General features: G+C 74.8%; 11 protein-coding genes. 7 read left to right on the plus strand and 4 right to left on the minus strand.

Annotated features, from left to right (window positions below; genetic code table 11):
* Positions 1-182: 182 nt before the first annotated feature.
* The 4 genes from AB0D08_RS36045 (at position 183) to AB0D08_RS36060 (ending at position 5,417) form a co-directional block, all read left to right on the plus strand.
* Positions 183-887, plus strand: a complete 705-nt coding sequence (locus AB0D08_RS36045; RefSeq protein ID WP_359894525.1) for a TetR/AcrR family transcriptional regulator — start codon at positions 183-185, stop codon at positions 885-887.
* Between the two features lie 41 nt (positions 888-928).
* Positions 929-2,065, plus strand: coding sequence for an NAD(P)/FAD-dependent oxidoreductase (locus tag AB0D08_RS36050; RefSeq protein ID WP_359894527.1), 1,137 nt, complete (start codon positions 929-931; stop codon positions 2,063-2,065).
* Between the two features lie 339 nt (positions 2,066-2,404).
* The gene (locus AB0D08_RS36055) at positions 2,405-4,789 is read left to right on the plus strand and encodes an RICIN domain-containing protein (RefSeq protein WP_359894538.1); all 2,385 of its coding nucleotides are present in this window, start codon (positions 2,405-2,407) and stop codon (positions 4,787-4,789) included.
* 256 nt (positions 4,790-5,045) lie between these two features.
* Positions 5,046-5,417 (plus strand): hypothetical protein, encoded by a 372-nt coding sequence (locus tag AB0D08_RS36060; RefSeq protein ID WP_033819952.1) that lies wholly within the window; start codon positions 5,046-5,048, stop codon positions 5,415-5,417.
* Between the two features lie 79 nt (positions 5,418-5,496).
* On the opposite strand, the gene AB0D08_RS36065 is transcribed toward AB0D08_RS36060, so the two are convergent.
* On the minus strand, positions 5,497-7,302 hold the full coding sequence (locus AB0D08_RS36065) for a ricin-type beta-trefoil lectin domain protein (RefSeq protein WP_359894529.1): 1,806 nt from the start codon (positions 7,300-7,302) through the stop codon (positions 5,497-5,499).
* A gap of 186 nt (positions 7,303-7,488) precedes the next feature.
* Here AB0D08_RS36065 and AB0D08_RS36070 point away from each other — a divergent pair, with 186 nt between their 5' ends.
* Complete coding sequence (locus AB0D08_RS36070; protein WP_033819954.1) at positions 7,489-9,318, plus strand: glycoside hydrolase family 15 protein; 1,830 nt, start codon at positions 7,489-7,491, stop codon at positions 9,316-9,318.
* Positions 9,319-9,765: 447 nt separating this feature from the next.
* Here the strand turns inward: AB0D08_RS36070 and AB0D08_RS36075 are convergent, their stop codons facing one another.
* The gene (locus tag AB0D08_RS36075; RefSeq protein ID WP_359894531.1) at positions 9,766-11,010 is read right to left on the minus strand and encodes an MFS transporter; all 1,245 of its coding nucleotides are present in this window, start codon (positions 11,008-11,010) and stop codon (positions 9,766-9,768) included.
* Between the two features lie 143 nt (positions 11,011-11,153).
* Here AB0D08_RS36075 and AB0D08_RS36080 point away from each other — a divergent pair, with 143 nt between their 5' ends.
* Positions 11,154-12,614, plus strand: coding sequence for an FAD-dependent monooxygenase (locus AB0D08_RS36080; RefSeq protein WP_359894533.1), 1,461 nt, complete (start codon positions 11,154-11,156; stop codon positions 12,612-12,614).
* A gap of 138 nt (positions 12,615-12,752) precedes the next feature.
* Here the strand turns inward: AB0D08_RS36080 and AB0D08_RS36085 are convergent, their stop codons facing one another.
* Positions 12,753-15,956 (minus strand): M28 family peptidase, encoded by a 3,204-nt coding sequence (locus AB0D08_RS36085; protein ID WP_359894534.1) that lies wholly within the window; start codon positions 15,954-15,956, stop codon positions 12,753-12,755.
* Positions 15,957-16,229: 273 nt separating this feature from the next.
* Between AB0D08_RS36085 and AB0D08_RS36090 the strand changes: the two genes are divergently transcribed.
* Positions 16,230-17,654 carry a helix-turn-helix transcriptional regulator gene (locus AB0D08_RS36090; RefSeq protein WP_051813747.1) on the plus strand — a complete coding sequence of 475 codons (1,425 nt, stop codon included), beginning with the start codon at positions 16,230-16,232 and terminating at the stop codon, positions 17,652-17,654.
* 299 nt (positions 17,655-17,953) lie between these two features.
* Here AB0D08_RS36090 and AB0D08_RS36095 read toward each other — a convergent pair.
* Positions 17,954-18,278, minus strand: a 325-nt coding sequence (locus AB0D08_RS36095) for a universal stress protein (RefSeq protein ID WP_359894536.1), incomplete at its 5' end; no start/stop codon positions are given.

Below are 18,278 nucleotides of genomic sequence, written 5' to 3' on the forward strand. Positions count from 1 at the left end.
CCGGGCGGGCGGGGGCCGCCCGGGGCGCGCCCGCCGGGGGGGGGGCGCACCGCGCCCGGCTCCGCCCTCGCCATGCGCCGGCCCTCACGGCCCTCCCTGTCCTCCCGGCCTGATCGGCGCCGAGGACTCCCGCACCCTGCGACGAACTTGTTCGTAACGAACATGTTCGTTATCGTGGAGCCATGACAGCGCACCCCTCAGGACGGCCGAGTCGCCGCGAGCGGCCCGCCAAGCCCGCCCTCACCCAGGACGGGATCATCTCGACCGCGGTCCGCCTGACCCGGGCCGAAGGGCTCCAGAAGGTCACCATGCGCCGCCTCGCGCAGGAGCTCGACACCGGCCCCGCCTCGCTCTACGTGTACGTCCGCAACACCGCCGAGCTGCACGCGGCGATCCTCGACGAACTGGTCGGCACGGTCGACCTGGGCGCCGCCGAGGGCGCCGGGGACTGGCGCGAGCGTCTGGTCCGGGTCCTGGTCTCGTACACCACCGTGCTGTTCGAGCAGCCCGGCCTCGCCAAGTCCGCGCTGGTGGCGCGCCCGTCCGGGGTGCACCACCTGGACCTGATGGAGGTGCTGCTCGCCCTGCTGGACGAGGGCGGGGTCCCGGCGGACCGCGCCGCCTGGGCGCTCGACCTGCTGCTCCAGCACGCCACCGCGACCGCGGCCGAACACGCCGACCGGGACGGCGCGGCCGAGGCCGAGGCCGACCGGCGCTCCTGGGACGCCCTGTCCGCCGCGCTCCTCGGCGCCTCCCGCACCCGGCACCCGCACCTCGCCGGCCTCGGCGCCGACCTGCTCTCCGGTGCCCCCGAGGACCGGCTGCGCTGGGGCTTCCACGTCCTGATCAACGGCGCACTGGACACCCCCAGGCCGCCGCAGGCCTGAGCGGCCACCCGCCGACCGGAAACCAACGGAAGAGGTACCCCATGACCGTGCACCACCCGATCGCCGTCATCGGCGCGGGCCTCGGCGGACTCACCCTCGCCCGGGTCCTGCACGTCCACGGCATCGAGGCCGCCGTCTTCGACCTCGACGCCTCGCCCGGCGCCCGCACGCAGGGTGGCATGCTCGACATCCACGAGGAGTCCGGCCAGGCCGCGCTGCGCGCCGCCGGACTGTACGAGGAGTTCCGCGCCCTGATCCACCCGGGTGGCCAGGCCATGCGGATCCTCGACCGGCACGCCGTGGTCCGGATGGAGGAGTCCGACGACGGCTCCGGCGGCCGCCCCGAGGTGGACCGCGGCCGGCTGCGTGACCTGCTGCTCGGGGCGCTGCCCGCGGGCACCGTCCGCTGGGGGGCGAAGGTCACCGGGGCGCGCCCGCTGGGCGGCGGCCGCCACGAGGTGACCCTCGCCGACGGAGGCGTGTTCACCACCGGCCTGCTGGTCGGCGCGGACGGTGCGTGGTCGCGGATCCGCCCGCTGCTGTCCGACGCCGTCCCGCAGTACAGCGGCGTCTCCTTCGTGGAGTCCGACCTGCTGGACGCGGACCTCCGGCACCCCGCCGGTGCGGCCGTGGTCGGCGGGGGCATGCTGTTCGCGCTCGGTGCGGGCAGGGGCTTCCTCGCCCACCGCGAGCCCGACCGCAGCCTGCACGTCTACGCCGCGCTGCGGATCGCCGAGTCCTGGGCGGGCGGCACGGACTTCACCGACCCCGTCGCCGCCAAGGCGGCCGTGCTGGAGCACTTCACCGGCTGGCACCCGAGCCTGCGGGCGCTGGTCGCCGACGCGGACGGGCCGCTGGTGCCGCGCCCGATCCACGCCCTGCCGGTCGGCCACCGCTGGGAGCGGGTGCCCGGGGTGACCCTGCTCGGTGACGCCGCGCACCTGATGTCGCCGTTCGCCGGGGAGGGCGCCAACCTCGCCATGCTCGACGGCGCCGAACTCGGGCGGGCCCTCGCCGCTCACCCGGGCGACCCCGAGGCGGCCCTCGTCGCGTACGAGCACCTGCTCTTCCCGCGCAGCGAGGCCGCCGCCGAGTCGGCCGCGAGCCTCGACGTCATCTTCGCCGCGGACGCCCCCCGGGGGCTGCTCGACCAGTTCGCCGCGCACCGGCCGGGCTGACCGCCGGTCCTGCGGAACGCGCCACCCGACCAGGGGCGCCGGGGTCGCCCTCGGCGCCCCTGTCGTGCTGTCCCCGGGTGCGGCCGGGCGAACCCGGGGCGAACGATGTCTTGACTCCGCCGGTTACTGCTGCCAACGTGTGCTCAAAGTTGCTCACGTTCACACAAAACCGAGCAGCTTGAAACACCAAGCCCCACGGCGTGCGCGAACGCCCCCCTCCCTCGCCCACGCCGACCCCCACCACGGCGCGTTGCCCCAGAAGGAGTCCCCGTGTCCTCTCCTCCGCGTAGAGCGTTCGCCGCAGCGTTCGCGGCGGCCGTCCTGACCCTGGCCGGCCCGGTGGCCGCGCCGGCGTCCGCGACGCCGCCCACCACCGGATACACCGTCACCGTCGGGTCGCCGGTCGCGTACGCGCACCCGACCGACACCCAGGCGACCCCGTACCTCGACAAGGACGGGACGTTCTACTTCCAGCAGTCCGCCGCCCTGTACGGCTCGACCGAGCCCCGGTACTGGGACTTCTTCACGGGGACGGACTTCGACAGCGCCACCCGGTCGAGTGCGATCAGCAACGCGGTGAACCCCGCCAACCCCGCGGACAGGAACAACGACACCACCTGGCGGTGCAACAACAGCCCCACCGGCCTGGAGGCGACCGCCGCCCCGGCCGGATCCGGCTACTCCCAGCGGAACTTCTGCGACCTCGCCGGGGTCTGGGTCGACCCGGACACCGGCGACTGGTACGGGCTGGTGCACAACGAGTTCACCCCGCAACCCTTCGGGGACGGGCTGCACTTCGACGCGATCGACTACGCCGTCTCCACCGACCAGGGCCGGACCTGGACCATCAGGAACCACGTCATCACGTCGCCCTACAGCACCAAGCGCGGTGACACCGCCGCGTTCCCGAACCAGACGTACTCCTACGGCGACGGCGACCAGCGGCTGTACGCGGACACCGCGTCCGGGTACTTCTACGTCTACTACGGCTCGCGGATCGTCGACAAGAGCGGTGGCTGGAAGGCCTTCTACGAGCACGTGGCCCGCGCGCCGATGTCCGCGAAGATGGCGCCCGGCTCCTGGCAGAAGTGGTACGACGGCGCCTGGAACCAGCCGGGCGTGGGCGGCCTGGAGAGCAACATGGTGCCGGTCGACGCCGGCAGCACCACCGGCTACACGCCGGTCTCCGGCGAGTACGACCCGGCCAACACCGGTACCGCCGCCCAGCAGATCGCGGCGGGCACGATGCCCGCGACCTCGCCGCTGTTCGTCATGGACATCACCTACAACGCCTACCTGGGGCTGTACATCGGCGAACCCCAGGCCGTGAACCAGAGCGGGACCGAACCCCAGCACCTCTACGCCACCGACGACCTCACCACCCAGAAGTGGTACCCGATCGGCGACACCGGCGGCTACCACACCGCGTCCTGGTACCGCTGGTTCCTCGACAGCGCCAACCGGACCAGCTCCGCCGTCGTCGGCAAGTCCTTCCGCTCCTACTGCTCGTTCGGCTGCTCGAACGGCGCCTCCGGCGAGTACGTCGACCTCACCGTCACCTCCGCCGCCCCGGCCGCGCCGCCGGTCGACCCGACCAAGGCCTACCGGATCTCCGGCGGCGGCGGCCGCGTCCTCGCCCAGGTCACCGGCGGCTCCGCCACCACCTCGGTGCCGGCCGCCACCGGATCTGCCCTGGAGTCCTGGGTGTTCGCCGCCAACGGCGACGGCTCCTACCGGATCGTCAACTCCGCCACCGGCCGGCTGCTCGGCGTCGACCCCACCACCACCGCGGGCCGCGCCTGGGGCGCCAAGCCCACCGTCACCGCCGCCGGGACGGGCGGCCCGAGCGTCGGCCAGCAGTGGTTCGTGATCCCCGGCGGGGGCGGCCACCGGCTGGTCAACCGCTACAGCGGCCTGGTGATCGGCCTGTCCGCGGACTCCGCCCGGCTCGCCGAGACCACCCCCGCCCGCAGCTGGACCAACACCACCGGCAACGCCGTCGGCGGCGCGCGCACCGCCGCCGAGCAGACCCTCACCCTGACCCCCGTCGGCGCGTCCCCGGAGACCGTCACGGTCACCAACCCCGGCAACCGGTCCGGCAAGGTCGGTGTCGCGGCCTCGCTCCAGATCGGCGCCGACGACTCGGCGGGCAAGCCGCTCACGTACTCCGCCACCGGCCTTCCCGCCGGCCTGACGATCAGCGCCGCCGGCCTGATCTCCGGCACCCCCACCACCGTGGGCAGCTCCACCGTCACGGTCACCGCCTCCTCGGGCACCTCCACCGGCACGACGACCTTCACCTGGGCCGTCAACCCGGCGCTCAGCGGCACCCACACCCTGACGGCCTCCGGCAAGGCGCTCGACGACCCCGACCACTCGACCACTGCCGGCACCCAGCTCATCACCTGGACCCCCAACGGGGGAACCAACCAGAACTGGGTCTTCACCGCGCAGTCCGACGGCAGCTACCAGATCACCAACGGCCTCTCCGGCCTGTGCATGGACGTCAGCGGCGGCTCCACCGCCGCCGGCGGCCAGGTGATCCAGTGGACCTGCACCGGGGGCACCAACCAGCGCTGGCTGGTCACCGCCGCCACCGGCGGCTACAGGATCGCCTCCCAGCGCAGCGGACTGCTGCTCACCACCGCGTCCGCCGCCGACGGCGCCGCGGTGACCCAGCAGGCCGACACCGGCTCGGCGCTGCAGCGCTGGACGGTCGGCTGACGGTCCGCGGCGACCCGGACCCGGTCACCCGCGGTGACCGGGTCCGGGCGCTATTGGTCTAGACATGCTCGGGGGTCCGGGCCACGATGGGACGACCACCCGATCCGCCTCCCGGTCCGAACCGCGGTCACCCCGTCCGGCCCAGGTCGCCCACCGCCGCGGGGCCCGCCCGGCCCCGCCCTGCCCTCCCACCCTTCGCAGCAGAGCCGCCCACCGGACGTCACGGCCGGTCGGGCCCGCTCGACGAGGAGCGACCATGACCGCCACCCGTGCCCTGCGCACCGCCGCCTACCTGCGGTGCTACCCGTACGACAGCTGGCGGATGGCACCGCACGTCCGCGCCCTGGAGGAGCACGCCGGGCTGCTCGGCCTCGACACCCCCCGGCTCTTCCTCGACAACGGGGTCTCCTGCCGGAGTGTCCAGCCGCAGCTGCGGGTGCTGCTGGCGCTGGCCTCGCTCGAAGCCGTCGACACCGTCCTGGTGCCGGGGCGTTGGGTGTTCTCCCTGGACCAGGGCACGGCCGACGCGGTCGCGGGCTTCCTCGTGGCGGCCGGTACCCGGGTCGTCGAACTCCCCGCCCACCGCCGCACCGCCCGGGCGCCCCAGCCGTCCGCCGCCCGGAGCTGACCGGCCCCGGGCAGGCGCGACGCCCGGTACCGCGGCCCGCCGGGCCGGAGTACCGGGCGCGTGGCCCCGGCGGCAGGTCCTACGGCGCCGGCGGGGTGGCGAAGGGCGCGCTCCAGGTCTGGTTCGGCTGGTAGCTGCCGCAGGCGTAGGTGGCGACCGTGGCGTTCATGTCGGTGAGCGACCCGCCCGCGATGTCGGCGCACCTGCCGTCCGCCCTGAGCTGACCGGCCCGGGTGTAGGTCCAGGTCTGCTTGGGGTCGGTGCCGCTGCAGGTGCGCAGCTTGAGGCCGGTGCTCTCACCGGAGACGCACAGACCCGGAGCGGCCAGCGAGGAGATCAGGCCGTCGGAGCGGCGCTGCCACTGCTGGTTGCCGTTGCCGGTGCAGGTGTAGAGGCCGACGGTCGCGCCGGCGGTGGCGCCGCCGTAGGCGTCCAGGCAGAAGGCGAAGGCCTGGAACCCGGACTGGGCGGCCTGGATCTGGCCGACCGGCACGGTGCCGCCGCAGCCGCCGGGGGTGATGGTGTACATCGCATTGTCGTGGGCGCCGATGGTGGTGGTGATCGATCCGGTCACCGCGGCGGTGGTGTGGCTCCACAGGTCCTTGGCCGTGCGGGTGCAGCCGAGGTTGCCGAAGCCCACCCGGGCGAGGTCCAGGGTGTAACTGGTGGCCGAGGCGTTCTTGTTGAGGACGACGACCGCGCGCGAGCCGTCGGCGAGCGGCTTGACGACCACGTCGACGCCGGAGGAGTTGGTGGCGCCCTGGCGGGAGGCGAGGTAGCCGCCGGCGGTGGTGTCCTGGTCGACGGCGATGATGTCGGCGTTCTTGAGGATGTTCAGCTGGGGCGCGTAGCCGGCCGGGTCGGCGGCCATCCGCCGGACGTCGGTGCTCACCATCAGGGGCGAGCCCATCGCCGACCACAGGGCGAACTGGCTGCGCTGCTCGGCCAGGGTGAGCTGGTTGTTGTCGCCGATCAGCAGCATGTCGGCGTCGTTGTGGTTGCCGGAGCCGTTGTAGCGGGCCAGTGCGACGGTGTCGGCGAAGTTCTGCAGCACCCCGCCCTCGTACCAGTCGGCGCCGTGCGGGGAGTCCCAAGCGGAGGCGACCGGGGTGGTGTTGTGCCAGACGTTGATGTCGGGGCTGACCCGCCACATCTGGCCGAGGGTGCGGACCCAGTCCATCGCCTGGTACTTGGTGGCGGAGGCGGGGCTCGCACCGGCCGGCGCGGACTCGTTGAACAGGATCTTGCGCGGGTCGGAGGCGGTCGCCGCTTTCAGGGCGCCCGCCGTGGTGGTGAACTCCGACCGGCGGTTGGTCCAGTCGGTGCCGCAGTTGTCCAGCTTGAGCGAGTCCGCACCCCAGTACGCGAGCGAGGTGGCGTCGGCCTGCTCGTGGCCCATCACCCCGCCCGGCACGCCCTGGCAGGTGTTGACGCCGGAGGTGCTGTAGAGGCCGACCTGCATGCCCTGGGCGTGGACGTAGGCGGCGTAGTCGGTCAGCTCCCAGTCGAAGCCGGGCTGGCCGCTGCCGCCCCAGGCGGCGGCGCCGTGCAGGTACCCGGCGCCGGTGCGCTGCATCCAGCAGTCGTCGACCGTGAGGTTGGTGTAACCCGCCGCGACCAGGCCGGTGTCCTTCATCGCCTTGGCCTGGTCCTGCATGAACTGCTGGAAGGAGTAGCCGTCGCGGGTGCCGTCGAGGCGGGCCTGTGCGGCGCAGGTGAAGCGCGCCCAGTTGTTGAAGCCCATCATCGGCCGGTCGCCGATCGGGGTGTCGGTGTTCGCGGCGACGGTGTCCGCGACGGCCGCGGTGGGTGCCGTGGCGGCGAGGGCGGCGGCGGCGATGACGGCCGCGGACCCGAGCCCGGCCAGCCGTTGGTTCCATCTCATGGGGTGCTCCGATGCGGGAGGAGATGACTCGAACTGCTCATTGTGGGGTTGCTTCGAGCAATTTCGAGCAAACGCTCGCAGTCGTGGTGCCCGCAGTCAAGGGGTCGCCACAGAAAAGGGCCTGCGGAGCCGAGGCGGCCGGCGCACAATCGAGAGGGGCCCGCGGTCTGGGCGGAGGTGCCCGGTGTGAGCGACTTACCGATCTCGGACTACGCGCTGCTGTCCGACTGCCGGACCGCCGCGCTGGTCAGTTCCGGCGGCTCGGTCGACTGGCTGTGCCTGCCCTCCTTCGACGACCGGTCGGTGCTCGGCCGCCTGCTCGACCCGCAGGCCGGCCACTGGTCGATCCGCCCGGTCGGCGACGCCGCCACCACCAGGCGGTACCTGGACCGCACGATGGCGCTGCGCACCGAGTTCCGTACGCCCACCGGCACCCTGGTGCTCACCGACGCGCTCGCCCTCGGCCTCGACCGGCGCGGGCACGACCTCGGCAAGGACGCCCCCCACCTGCTGCTCAGGGTGGCGGAGTGCACCGAGGGCACGGTCGAGGTGGCCGTGGAGTTCGCCCCGAGACCCGAGTACGGCCGGATCCGGCCGCTGCTGATCCCGGTCGACGGCGGGCTGCGCTGCCACGGCGGCCCGGACACGCTGGGGCTCTCCTCGCCGGTACCGTTCGAGATCACCGACGGTGCCCGCAGCCGGCTGCTGCTGCGCGGCGGCCAGCGGGCGGCCTTCGCCCTCCAGCACGCCCACGCCGGCGGCGAACCGCAGCTGTGGTCGCAGGACGGGATCGCGGCGCGCCTGGACGACACCGTCACCGCCTGGCGCTCCTGGTCCGACCTGCACCAGGCGTACCAGGGGCCCTGGCGGGACCTGGTCCACCACAGCGGGCGGGTGCTGCAGGCCCTCACCTTCCAGCCGACCGGCGCGATCGTCGCGGCCCCGACCACCTCGCTGCCGGAGGCGGTCGGCGGCGTCCGCAACTGGGACTACCGCTTCACCTGGGTACGGGACGCCTCGTTCACCCTGGACGCGCTCTGGGTGGCGGCCTGCCCGGACGAGGCGCAGTCGTTCTTCGCATGGATGGCGCAGGCCGCCGCCAACGCCCCCGGGCACGGCCACGACCTGCAGATCATGTTCGGCATCCGCGGCGAACGCGAGCTGACCGAACGCGAACTGGACCACCTCTCCGGCTGGCGGGGCAGCCGCCCGGTACGGGTCGGCAACGCCGCCTGGCAGCAGCGCCAACTCGACGTCTACGGCGAACTGCTGGGCGCCGCACACCGGCTCCGCGACCAGCTCGGCGGTCTGGACCGGCCCACCAAGCAGTTCCTCGCCGGCCTGGCCGACGCGGCCGCCGACCGGTGGGCCGAACCCGACCAGGGCATCTGGGAGGTGCGCAGCGGCCCGCAGCACTTCGTCTACTCCAAGCTGATGTGCTGGGTGGCCCTGGACCGGGCGATCGACCTGGCGCCGGACCTGGAGGCGACCGACCGGATCCCGGCCTGGGCCACCGCCCGGGCGGAGATCCGGGCCGCCATCGAGGAGCAGGGCTGGAACGAGCGGGTGGGCGCCTACACCCAGGCCTTCGGCTCGGACCAGCTCGACGCCTCGGTGCTGGTGATGCCGGTGGTCGGCTTCACCCCCGCGGGATCGCCCCGGATGCGGGCCACCATCGACGCCGTCCGCGAGCGGCTCACCAGCCCGGCCGGCCTGGTCTTCCGCTACCTCACCACCGACGACGGCCTCCCCGGCGACGAAGGCACCTTCCTGCTGTGCACCTTCTGGCTGGCGCAGGCCCTGGCCCTGGCGGGCGACACCGAGGCCGCCCGGGGCTACTTCGAGCGGGCGGCCGGCGCGGTCAACGACGTCGGCCTGCTCGCCGAGGAGATCGACCCGGACACCGGCGAGGTGCTGGGCAACTTCCCGCAGGCCTTCAGCCACATCGGCCTGATCAACGCGGCCTGGCTGATCGCGGAGGCGGAGGCCGGCCGGGCGGGGCGCCCGCAGTGGTGACGGCCGTAGTGCTGACGGCCGCCGCGGACGGACGGGAAATCCCCCGGCGCGAGGCCAGGCGGTCGGGCAGGATGACCACCATGAGCACCCAGGCCGACGACGAGTGGATCACCATCCTCGAGTACCCGAACCTGCCCGGCCGCCCCGCGCCCCAGGCCGCCCTGCACGCCTGACTGCGGGACCGCGGCATCGACTGGTCGCCGATCGCCCCGCAGGACGTCCTTTGCCACCTGGCCTGCGGGATCGGGCCCGACGGCCACTGGGTCGGCTGGTACTCGCTCCGGGGCCGCGCGGCGGCGCTGCGCCCGCTCGGGCTGCACCCCGACCAGCCGACCGCGACGGTCACCGCCGCCACGCGCGCCCGCTGGTGGAACGAGGACACCCGGCACCGGCGCAGCCGCCGGTCCCGCAGCCGTGGCGGACAGGGCCGGTGACCGAGCGCCGCGCTCAGCCATGCCGCGCGCCCCGCAGCGAGGCCGAGCCCAGCCCGGACGCCCCCGCGGCGAGGACGGCCGCCGCGCACACGGCGGTCGCGGTGGCGGCGCCCGCACCGTCGGCGAGGAGACCGAGCAGACCGTTGGCCAGCACCAGGGCGAGGCTCTGGACGAGCGTCAACAGGGCCTGGATCCTGGACAGATGGGTCTCGGGTGCACCGTTCAGGACCAGCGGGCCCAGGTGGCACGCGAACATCCCCGACCCCGTGCCGGCCACCACCGCGCCGCCGACCGCCACCGGCGCGGCCGGGGCTGCCGCGAGCAGGGCGATGCCCGGCGCCGCCGCGACCAGGCCGAGCGCGGCGCCCACGCCGATCCGCCGCAGCGGCCCCCGGCGGGCCACCAGCAGGGCCACCGCGACCACCCCGAGGCTCTGCCCGCCGGCGACCGCGCCCGCGGCCGCCGCACCCCAGCCCTGCTGACGGGCCAGCAGCGGGCCGAGCAGCGACACCACCGGCAGCAGGCCGCCGGCCGCCGCCGCGGTGAGCAGCAGCGCGGGCCTGAGCACCGGGTCCGCCAGGGCTCGCCGTACCGTGCCGGCGGTCCCTCCGCGCGGACCCGCGCCGGATACGGTGCCGGCGGCCGCGTCGGCCGGGCGGATCCGCACCAGCACGGCCAGCACCACCGCGAAGGTCGCCGCGTCGGCGAGCGCCGCACCGCGCAGCCCGGAGGCGGAGACCAGGACCGCGCCCAGCGGCGCGCCGAGCAGCGCGGCGGCCTGGCCGGCCGCCTGCCGTACCGCCAGCGCCCGGGGGAGCCGGTCACCGCTCACCAGGCGGCGCGGCATCGAACCGGTGGCGGGCAGGTGGAACGCGTCGACCGTCCCGGTCACGGCGGCGATCAGGACCAGGAGCCACGGGGCGGCGGCCGGCCGGTCCAGGGTGGCGGCGAGCGCGAGGGTGGCCGCGAGCAGCACCGCGTCACCGGTGATCAGCACCCGGCGGGCGCCGAACCGGTCGGCGACGGCGCCGCCCGGCAGGAGCAGCAGGGTCCGGGGCACCGTCACGGCGGTCAGGACCAGCGCCGCCGTCCGTCCGCCGTGCCCGGCGGCGGCCCAGCCGAGCGCGAACGACAGGACGGCGTCGCCGAGGACGGAGGCCTGGGCGCCGGCCAGCCAGTACAGGTAGCTGCGGGGCAGCGGCGGACGGGACCGGGCCGTCGGCGACGCCAGGGTCCGTGAGGCGGATGGGGAGGTCATGACGGCCGACCGTAGGGCCCTCGACCTGGTCGAGGGCAAACCCCGGCCCGGGGCGGACCGTACCCGGCACCGCCGACAAGCCGACGACAATCGAACGTCAAGCCGGCCGGTGCATGCTCGTCCCCGGGACGAGGAGAGGCACCATGGGGAACGACAGAACCGCAGGAACGGGTCACGCGGTGATCGCCGGCGCGGGTATCGCCGGGCTGCTGGCCGCCAGGGTGCTGGCCGGCCCGTACGAGCGGGTCACGGTGGTCGAACGGGACGCGCCGCCGGCGGGCGCCGGGCCGCGGCGCGGGGTGCCGCAGGGCCACCACGCGCACGGGCTGCTGGCCAAGGGGTTCGAGCTGCTGGAGGAGCTGTTCCCCGGGCTGACACAGGATCTGGTGGCCGAGGGCGCCCTGGTCCGGGACGCCCAGGCCGATGTGCGCTGGTTCAACGACGGCCACCTGCTCAAGCCCGCCGCCGGGGACCTGCCCTGTCTGCTGGTCAGCCGCCCCGGGCTCGAACGGTACCTGCGGTCCCGGGTGGCGGCGCTGCCCGGCGTGGAGTTCCACGACCGCTGCGAGGTCCTGGAACCCGTCGCGGACCACACCGGCGGGCGGGTCACCGGCGTCCGGGTCCTGCGGGTCAACTCCGAGCCGCGGCTGCTGGGTTCGGACCTGTTCGTGGACGCCACCGGGCGCGGCAACCGCGGGGTCACCTGGCTGCGGGCGCTGGGCTACGGCAGTGCGCCGCAGGAGCGGGTGGACTCCGGGCTGGTCTACGTCTCCCGCGAGTACCGGCGCCGCCCGGGCGACGCGCCCGCCGACGCGTACGTGGTCGGCGCCTCGGCGTCCGCGCCGCGCGGCGGGGTGGCGCTGAGCGCCGAGGGCGACCGCTGGCTGGTCACCCTGTTCGGCATGGGCGCCGACCGCCCGCCGGTCGACCCGGACGGCTACCACCGGTTCGCCGCTCGCCTTCCGGTGCCCGATCTGCACCGGCTCCTGGAGCGGCTGGAGCCGCTGGGGCCGCCGCGGGCGATGCGCATCCCGGTCTCGGTCCGCCGCCACTACGAGCGGCTGGAGCGCTTCCCGGAGGGCTACCTGGTGACCGGCGACGCGCTCTGCCAGTTCAACCCCTCGTACGGGCAGGGTATGACGGTCGCGGCCGGCGAGGCGGCGGCGCTGCGCGACTGCCTGGCCGAGGACGCGGGCGAGGGTCTCGCCGCCAGGTTCTTCCGCCGTGCCGCGCGGATCACCGACGTCCCGTGGGACCTGTCGGTCGGCGGCGACCTGCGGTTCCCGGCAGTCGCGGGCCGCCGCACCCCGCGGGTGCGGGCGCTCAACCGGTACGTCGCGCGGCTGCACCGGGCAGCGGCGGTGGATCCGGTGGTCGGGCGGGCCTTCCTCACCGTCGCCCATCTGCAGGAGCCGCCGCAGCGGCTGTTCGCCCGGGACGTGCTGGCGGGTGTGGCGCGGTGCGGTGCGGTGCGCGGCGCGACGGTGCGTGGCCTGCTGCGGCCGCGCCTGGCCGGGGAGGTGGCGCGGGCGCGGACCGCAGCCCCGGCCCCGGCGGCAGACCCCGCCGCCGGGGACCGGCCGAGGACGACGGCGGCCTCCTGACCCCAGGAGACCGCCGCCGCCGGGCGGCCCGGTCGCGGCCCTTCCCCAGGCCGTGCCGCGACCGGACCGCGGTCCTCAGGTGCTCGGGTGCTCAGGTGCTCGGGTGCTCGGGTGCTCAGGTGGTCGGCCGGGCGGCCGTCAGATCACCTGCCACAGGGCCGGAACGTTCGGCGGCTCCCAGCCGACCTGGGCCTGGTGCCCCTGCCAGCAGCGGTAGCGCACCCCGTTGTAGGTGACGATGTCCCCGGCCTGGTACACGGTGCCCGCCGCCCAGGTGGTCCCGCCGCCGCCACCGCCGCTGACCACCAGCGAGAAGGTGGTGCTGTGGGTGGCGCTGCCGGCGCCGGTCACGGTGATGGTGTAGGTCCCGGGCGCGGTCGAGGTGCCCACCGCGACTGTCATCGCCGAGGACGAACCGGACTGCACCGAGGCCGGGTTGAAGGCCACCGTGACACCGGCCGGCTGACCGGAGGCGCTCAGCGCGACGCCCTGCGCGGCCCCCGAGGTGACGATGGTGGCCACCGTCGCGGAGACCGAGGCCCCCGGCGCGGCGGTCCCGGTCGCCGGGTTCACCGCGAGCGAGAAGTCGTCGGCGGGCGCGGTCCCGCCGACCGAGGTCCTCCACAGCGTGTACGCGACGCCGTCGGCGCTGCGGTCCAGCACGGTGACGCCGATGTTGGCCGTGGTGTCGCAGGACTGGTGGTAGCAGGAGTCGTACGCCCGGTTGGCCGTGCCGCCCCACTTCGCCGCCTGGGCCGAGGACTTGACGGCACTGGCGCCCGCCGCGTAGCCGGAGGTCGGGATGCCGGCCTGCTGGAACGAGTAGTCGTCGGACCGGCCCTGGCCCTCGACGTTCTCCTCCGGCTGCAGGTTCAGCGAGTCCCAGTACGCCTTCATCGGCGCGGAGGCCGCCGAGGTGAGGTTGTTGATGAAGTACCCCGCGTTGGGCGAGCCGACCATGTCGAAGTTGTAGTACGCCTTGACGGCGCTGCGCTGCGCCGAAGTGAGCTGGCCGACGTAGGAGTTGGAGCCCTGCAGGCCCTGTTCCTCACCGGTCCACCAGGCGAACCGGACGTGCCGGGTCAGGGTCGGGTTCTGCTGGGCCAGGGTGAGCGCGTTCTCCAGCAGGACGGCCGAGCCGGAGCCGTTGTCGTTGATGCCGGGCCCGGCGGCGACGCTGTCCAGGTGGGCGCCGAACATGGTGACCTGGTCGGCCGGGCCGCCCGGCCAGTCGGCGATCAGGTTGTTGGAGGAGTAGGTGCAGGAGGTGCAGGTCTGCTCGGTGACGGTGTAACCGGCGCTCTGGAGCTTGGACTTGAGGTAGGCGACGGACTGGGTGTGCCCGGCGCTGCCGGCCCGCCGGTTGCCGCCGTTCTGGGAGGCGATGGTGTTCAGCTGGGCCAGGTGGGCCTGGACGTTGGCGACGCTGATGTCGGGCGCGCCGCCGCCGGGGTTGCCGCCGCCGACCGTCAGGGTGTACTGCGCGGTGTGGGTGGCGGGGCCGGTGCCGGTGACGGTGAGGACGTAGCTGCCCGGTGCGGCGGTGGCGGAGGCGGAGACGTTCAGCGTCGCGGCGGAGCCGGCCTGCACGGAGGACGGGCTGACCGAGGCGGTGACACCGGCCGGGGCGCCGGTCACGGCCAGGCCGACGGTCTGGGCGGTGCCGGAGGTGACCGCGGTGCTCACCGTGGCGCTGGTGGCGGCGCCGGGCTGGACGGAACCGGCGGCCGGGGAGAGGGCGAGCGAGTAGTCGTTGCTGCCGGAGGGCGTGCAGGTGGGCTCACCGCTCTGGGCGGGCATGCTGATCGCGTCCCAGGCCGCCTTGGTGCGGTTGAAGAAGGTGCAGCTGGTGTCCAGGCTCTTGGCGGCGGTCAGGGTGGTGACCCGGTACTTCTTGTAGGTCATGCCGCTGGTCTTGAGCAGCATCCCGCCGTAGAAGATCCGCCCGGCGTCCTTGACGCCCACGCCGGTGACCGTGGAGCTGTTGCAGGTCGGGCTGGCGGGCTTGCCGCCGCCCGGGTTGGAACCCTCGGCGAGCAGGTAGAACCAGTGGTTCAGGGGGCCCGCCGCGGCGTGCACCTCGGTGCTCGGGATCGAGGAGGAGTAGCAGTTGGGGTTGTTGCCGACCAGCGAGGGGTTGTACATGTTGCGGATCGGCCCGCTGCCGACCAGGTTGATCATCTCGCCGACGGTGTAGTCCGGGCTGTCGTACGGGGCCGGCTCGTTGGCGTACGCCTCGGTGAGCGCGCCGAAGATGTCACCGGTGCCCTCACCGAGGCCGTTCTCGTTGTTGGCGCCGCCCGGGGTGTACTGGTCGATGCCGTGGCCGAACTCGTGGCCGACCACGTCGATCGCGGCGATCCACTCGTTGGCGTTGTTGTGGCCGATGGAGACGGAACTCCCGTCCCAGTAGGCGTTGACGTCGCTCAGGCCGACCTTGACCGGCCAGCTGCCGCCGGTGCCGTTGTGGCCGTTGCGGCCCAGCCAGTCGCGGAGCATGTCCCACTCCTTCTGCGCCGCGAACATCACGTCGGCGCAGCCGGTCTCCTTGGCTGTGGGATTGCCGGTGCCCCAGGAGTCAGAGGACTTGGAGAACACCTGGCCGGTGCTGTAGTCGGCGCAGCTCAGGCCGGGCCGGGCGGGGTCGCGCAGCGAGTACGAACCGCCCGAGCCGGTGGTGCTGATAATGACGGGGGCCGGGCCGTTCCACTTGCTGTTGGCGGTGCCGGCCTTGACGTCGTCGTAACTGTCGATCACCTCACCGGAGTTGGCGTCGACGAAGACGTGCAGGCGGCTGGGGGCGGTGGCGGTCCGGCCGGTCAGGACGGTCTCCCAGGCCAGCCTGGAGGTGTCGTCCTTGACCCGGACCACCAGGCGCTGCGGGTCCACGCCGGTCACGGTCGCCAGCCGGCCGCGGGCCGTGGCCTCGGCCCGGGCCGCGGTCACCCGGGCGGTGGTCGGCACGCCGACCGGCCCGGTGGCCGCGGACTGCAGGCCGCGGATCCGGCCCTGCCCGTCGGCGATGACCACGGCGTCGCCCCCGACCACCGGCAGGCCGCGGTAGGTGCGTTCGTAGGCCACCGAGTACATGCCGTCGACCCACGGCGTCACCGCGTGCCGTTCGTAGGTCTCGCCCGGGCCCTTGGCGAGTGCGTCCAGGCCGGTCGCGGCCGCCCGGTCGGCCGCCGAGACGGCGGCGGCCAGCGCGCTCGGCGGCGGGGTGGGGGCGGGTCCGGCCGGGGCGGCGCCCGCCGCACCGGCGGTCGCGCCGGTCAGGCCGGCCAGGACGGCCAGGACGGTCCCGGCCGTCAACAGGCGGCCCTTGCTTGATGGGTGTGGCATCGAGGCTCCTCGAAGGTGGGGGTCCTCGAACGCGGAGGGCTGGTCCGGGGGTCTCCGCATTCGGGTGCCGGAACCCTCACATGGCGTCATGCCACGGTCAATGGTCTAGTCATGTCCGACAAAGCTTCGGCAAGTTCTGTCAAAGTCGACGTCAACAGCCCGTCCCGCCACAGTGGTTGAGACCACCTCATGTACGGCAGGGCCGCCGTCGAGTACCGTCTCGGACGGCGGCCAGCATCCGCCGAGCGGAAGCACCCCGGGGGAGGGCCGCCCGTGAACCCGCACCGCACCGACGGCCGGTCCGCCGATCCCTGGCGGGCGTTCGGCGCCCGCCTGCGGCAGTGGCGCCGCCTGGCCGGGCTCACCCAGGCCCGACTCGGCGCCGAGGTCGGCTACGACCACACCGCCATCAGCCGGCTGGAAAACGGCACCCGACGGGCCACCCTCCACCTCGCGCACCGGCTCGACGCCCTGCTCGCCGCCGGCGGGGACCTGCTCGCCGCCTGCCGAGCCGCCGAGGACTGGGACCTCGGCGGTCCGCCACCACCACCCGGCTCGGTCCGTGCACCCCTGCCCGCCATCACCACCGCCCGCGGCGAACCGCCGCAGCCGCCACCCCCCGACGCCCTGCCCGCCCGGCTGCCCGCCCACGGCCTGCTCTGCCCGCTGCACGGCGCCGCCGGCTGCGACGTCCCCCCGCCCGCGGAGACCGCCGCCCTGCACGCCGCGTTCTGCGCCGCCGAGCCCGGCAGCCCGCGGGCGGTGGCCGAGGACACCCTGCACGCCCTCGCCGGACTGCTCGCCGTCCACCTGCGCACCGGCGAGGACCGCTGCCACCCCGGCACCGCCGCCGCCGTCGAGCACACCCTGCGCGCCCTCGCCCGGCACCTGGCGCTCACCCCGGGCCGCACCGGCCGCCCGCTCGCCCGACTGGCCGCGGAGTACGCCCACGCGGCCGGCGGCCTCCGCCTCCAACACGGCCGCAGCGCCACCGCGATGGCCTGCTTCGACCGGGCGCTGACCTGGTCCGAGCTGGCCGGCGACCCCGTCACCCAGGTCGCCGCCCTCGGCGACATGAGCACCCTCGCCCGGCTGGAGGGCGACGCCGCCTCCGCACTCGGCTACGCCCGGGAGATCGGCCGGGCGGCCCCCGACCGGCACTGGGCCGGCGCCATCGCACAGGTCTACCAGGCCCGGGCGCACGCGCTCGGCGGCGACCTGCGCGAGACCGTACGGCACATCGGCCGGGCCCGGCTGCACCTCGACCACCTCGGCGCGGGCGAGGAGGCGGACGTCCCCTGGCTGTCGGAGGCATCGATGCAGCTACGGGTGGAGTCCGCGGCCGCCGCCGCACTGCGGGACGCCGCCGCCACCCTCGGCGACCGCCGGCTCGCCCTACGCGCGGCGGACGCCGCCCGCACCGCGCTGCGGCTGCTCGGCCCGCAGCAACTCCCCGCCACCCGCCTGCTGTTCACCTTGCGGATCGCCGACTGCCACCTGTGCGCGCACGACCCGCACAGCGCCCTAGCACTGCTCGGACCCGCACTGGAGGGCGTCGAGGGCGAGGTACCGGCCCTGGTCGGCCACGAATTGCGGGGCCTGGCCACCCGCCTGGCCGCACAGCGCCGCCACAGCCCGCAACTGGCCGCCGCCGCCCGGCTCACCGCCACCCTCGCCCGCCGCACCCCGGCGGGCTGAACGCGGCGGCCACGGCCCGTCTGCCGCATCCCGCCGGGCATGCGACGCCCACCCGGCCCTCGGCCGGGAGGTGCCTTCACCTGGCCGCACCCTGCATCGCCCGAGGGTGACCCCGTACGAGGGCGCTCGGCCGGTACGCCCAGTCGGGCACCCACCCCCGCGCACCCGCCCGACGCGAAGTGTCCGAGAGGCCCAACGCGCCGGTGCGCGGCCCGTGTGACGGGAAAGCGGGCGGACCGGGGGCCCGGTCGTACGGCCGAGTGGACCGGGTGCGGCCGACTCTGCGGGCCGGGCCCGGCTCAGTGGCCGGGAGGTGGCGGGATGGTCGCGGTGGGTGGGGGCGGGCCCGGCCAGACCAGGAGGACCGGGCAGGGGGCGTGGTCCACGACGAAGCGGGTGGCCGGGCCGAGGCTGTGCGGGCCGAGCCGGGAGCGGTCGCCGTCGCGGGCGAGCACCAGGAGGTCGAAGCCGTCGGCGGCGGCCACCACCTCGCGTTCGACCCGGCCGGTGCGCTCCACGGCCGTGCACGGCCGGGCCAGCCGCTCGGTGGCCGCCGCCAGCAGTTCCTGCGCGGTGGCGGCGGCGACCCGGTCGACGGCCGCGGCCGGATCGCTGGCCCCGCCG

The sequence above is a fragment of the Kitasatospora sp. NPDC048540 genome (assembly GCF_040651175.1).
In the GTDB taxonomy this organism is placed as follows: domain Bacteria; phylum Actinomycetota; class Actinomycetes; order Streptomycetales; family Streptomycetaceae; genus Kitasatospora.

Bases quoted from the DNA above. Each gene is read 5' to 3' on its own strand.
- AB0D08_RS36065 (WP_359894529.1), bottom strand. From the start codon at position 7,302: ATGAGATGGAACCAACGGCTGGCCGGGCTCGGGTCCGCGGCCGTCATC.
- AB0D08_RS36060 (WP_033819952.1), top strand. From the start codon at position 5,046: ATGACCGCCACCCGTGCCCTGCGCACCGCCGCCTACCTGCGGTGCTAC.
- AB0D08_RS36085 (WP_359894534.1), bottom strand. From the start codon at position 15,956: ATGCCACACCCATCAAGCAAGGGCCGCCTGTTGACGGCCGGGACCGTC.
- AB0D08_RS36050 (WP_359894527.1), top strand. From the start codon at position 929: ATGACCGTGCACCACCCGATCGCCGTCATCGGCGCGGGCCTCGGCGGA.
- AB0D08_RS36045 (WP_359894525.1), top strand. From the start codon at position 183: ATGACAGCGCACCCCTCAGGACGGCCGAGTCGCCGCGAGCGGCCCGCC.
- AB0D08_RS36080 (WP_359894533.1), top strand. From the start codon at position 11,154: ATGGGGAACGACAGAACCGCAGGAACGGGTCACGCGGTGATCGCCGGC.
- AB0D08_RS36075 (WP_359894531.1), bottom strand. From the start codon at position 11,010: ATGACCTCCCCATCCGCCTCACGGACCCTGGCGTCGCCGACGGCCCGG.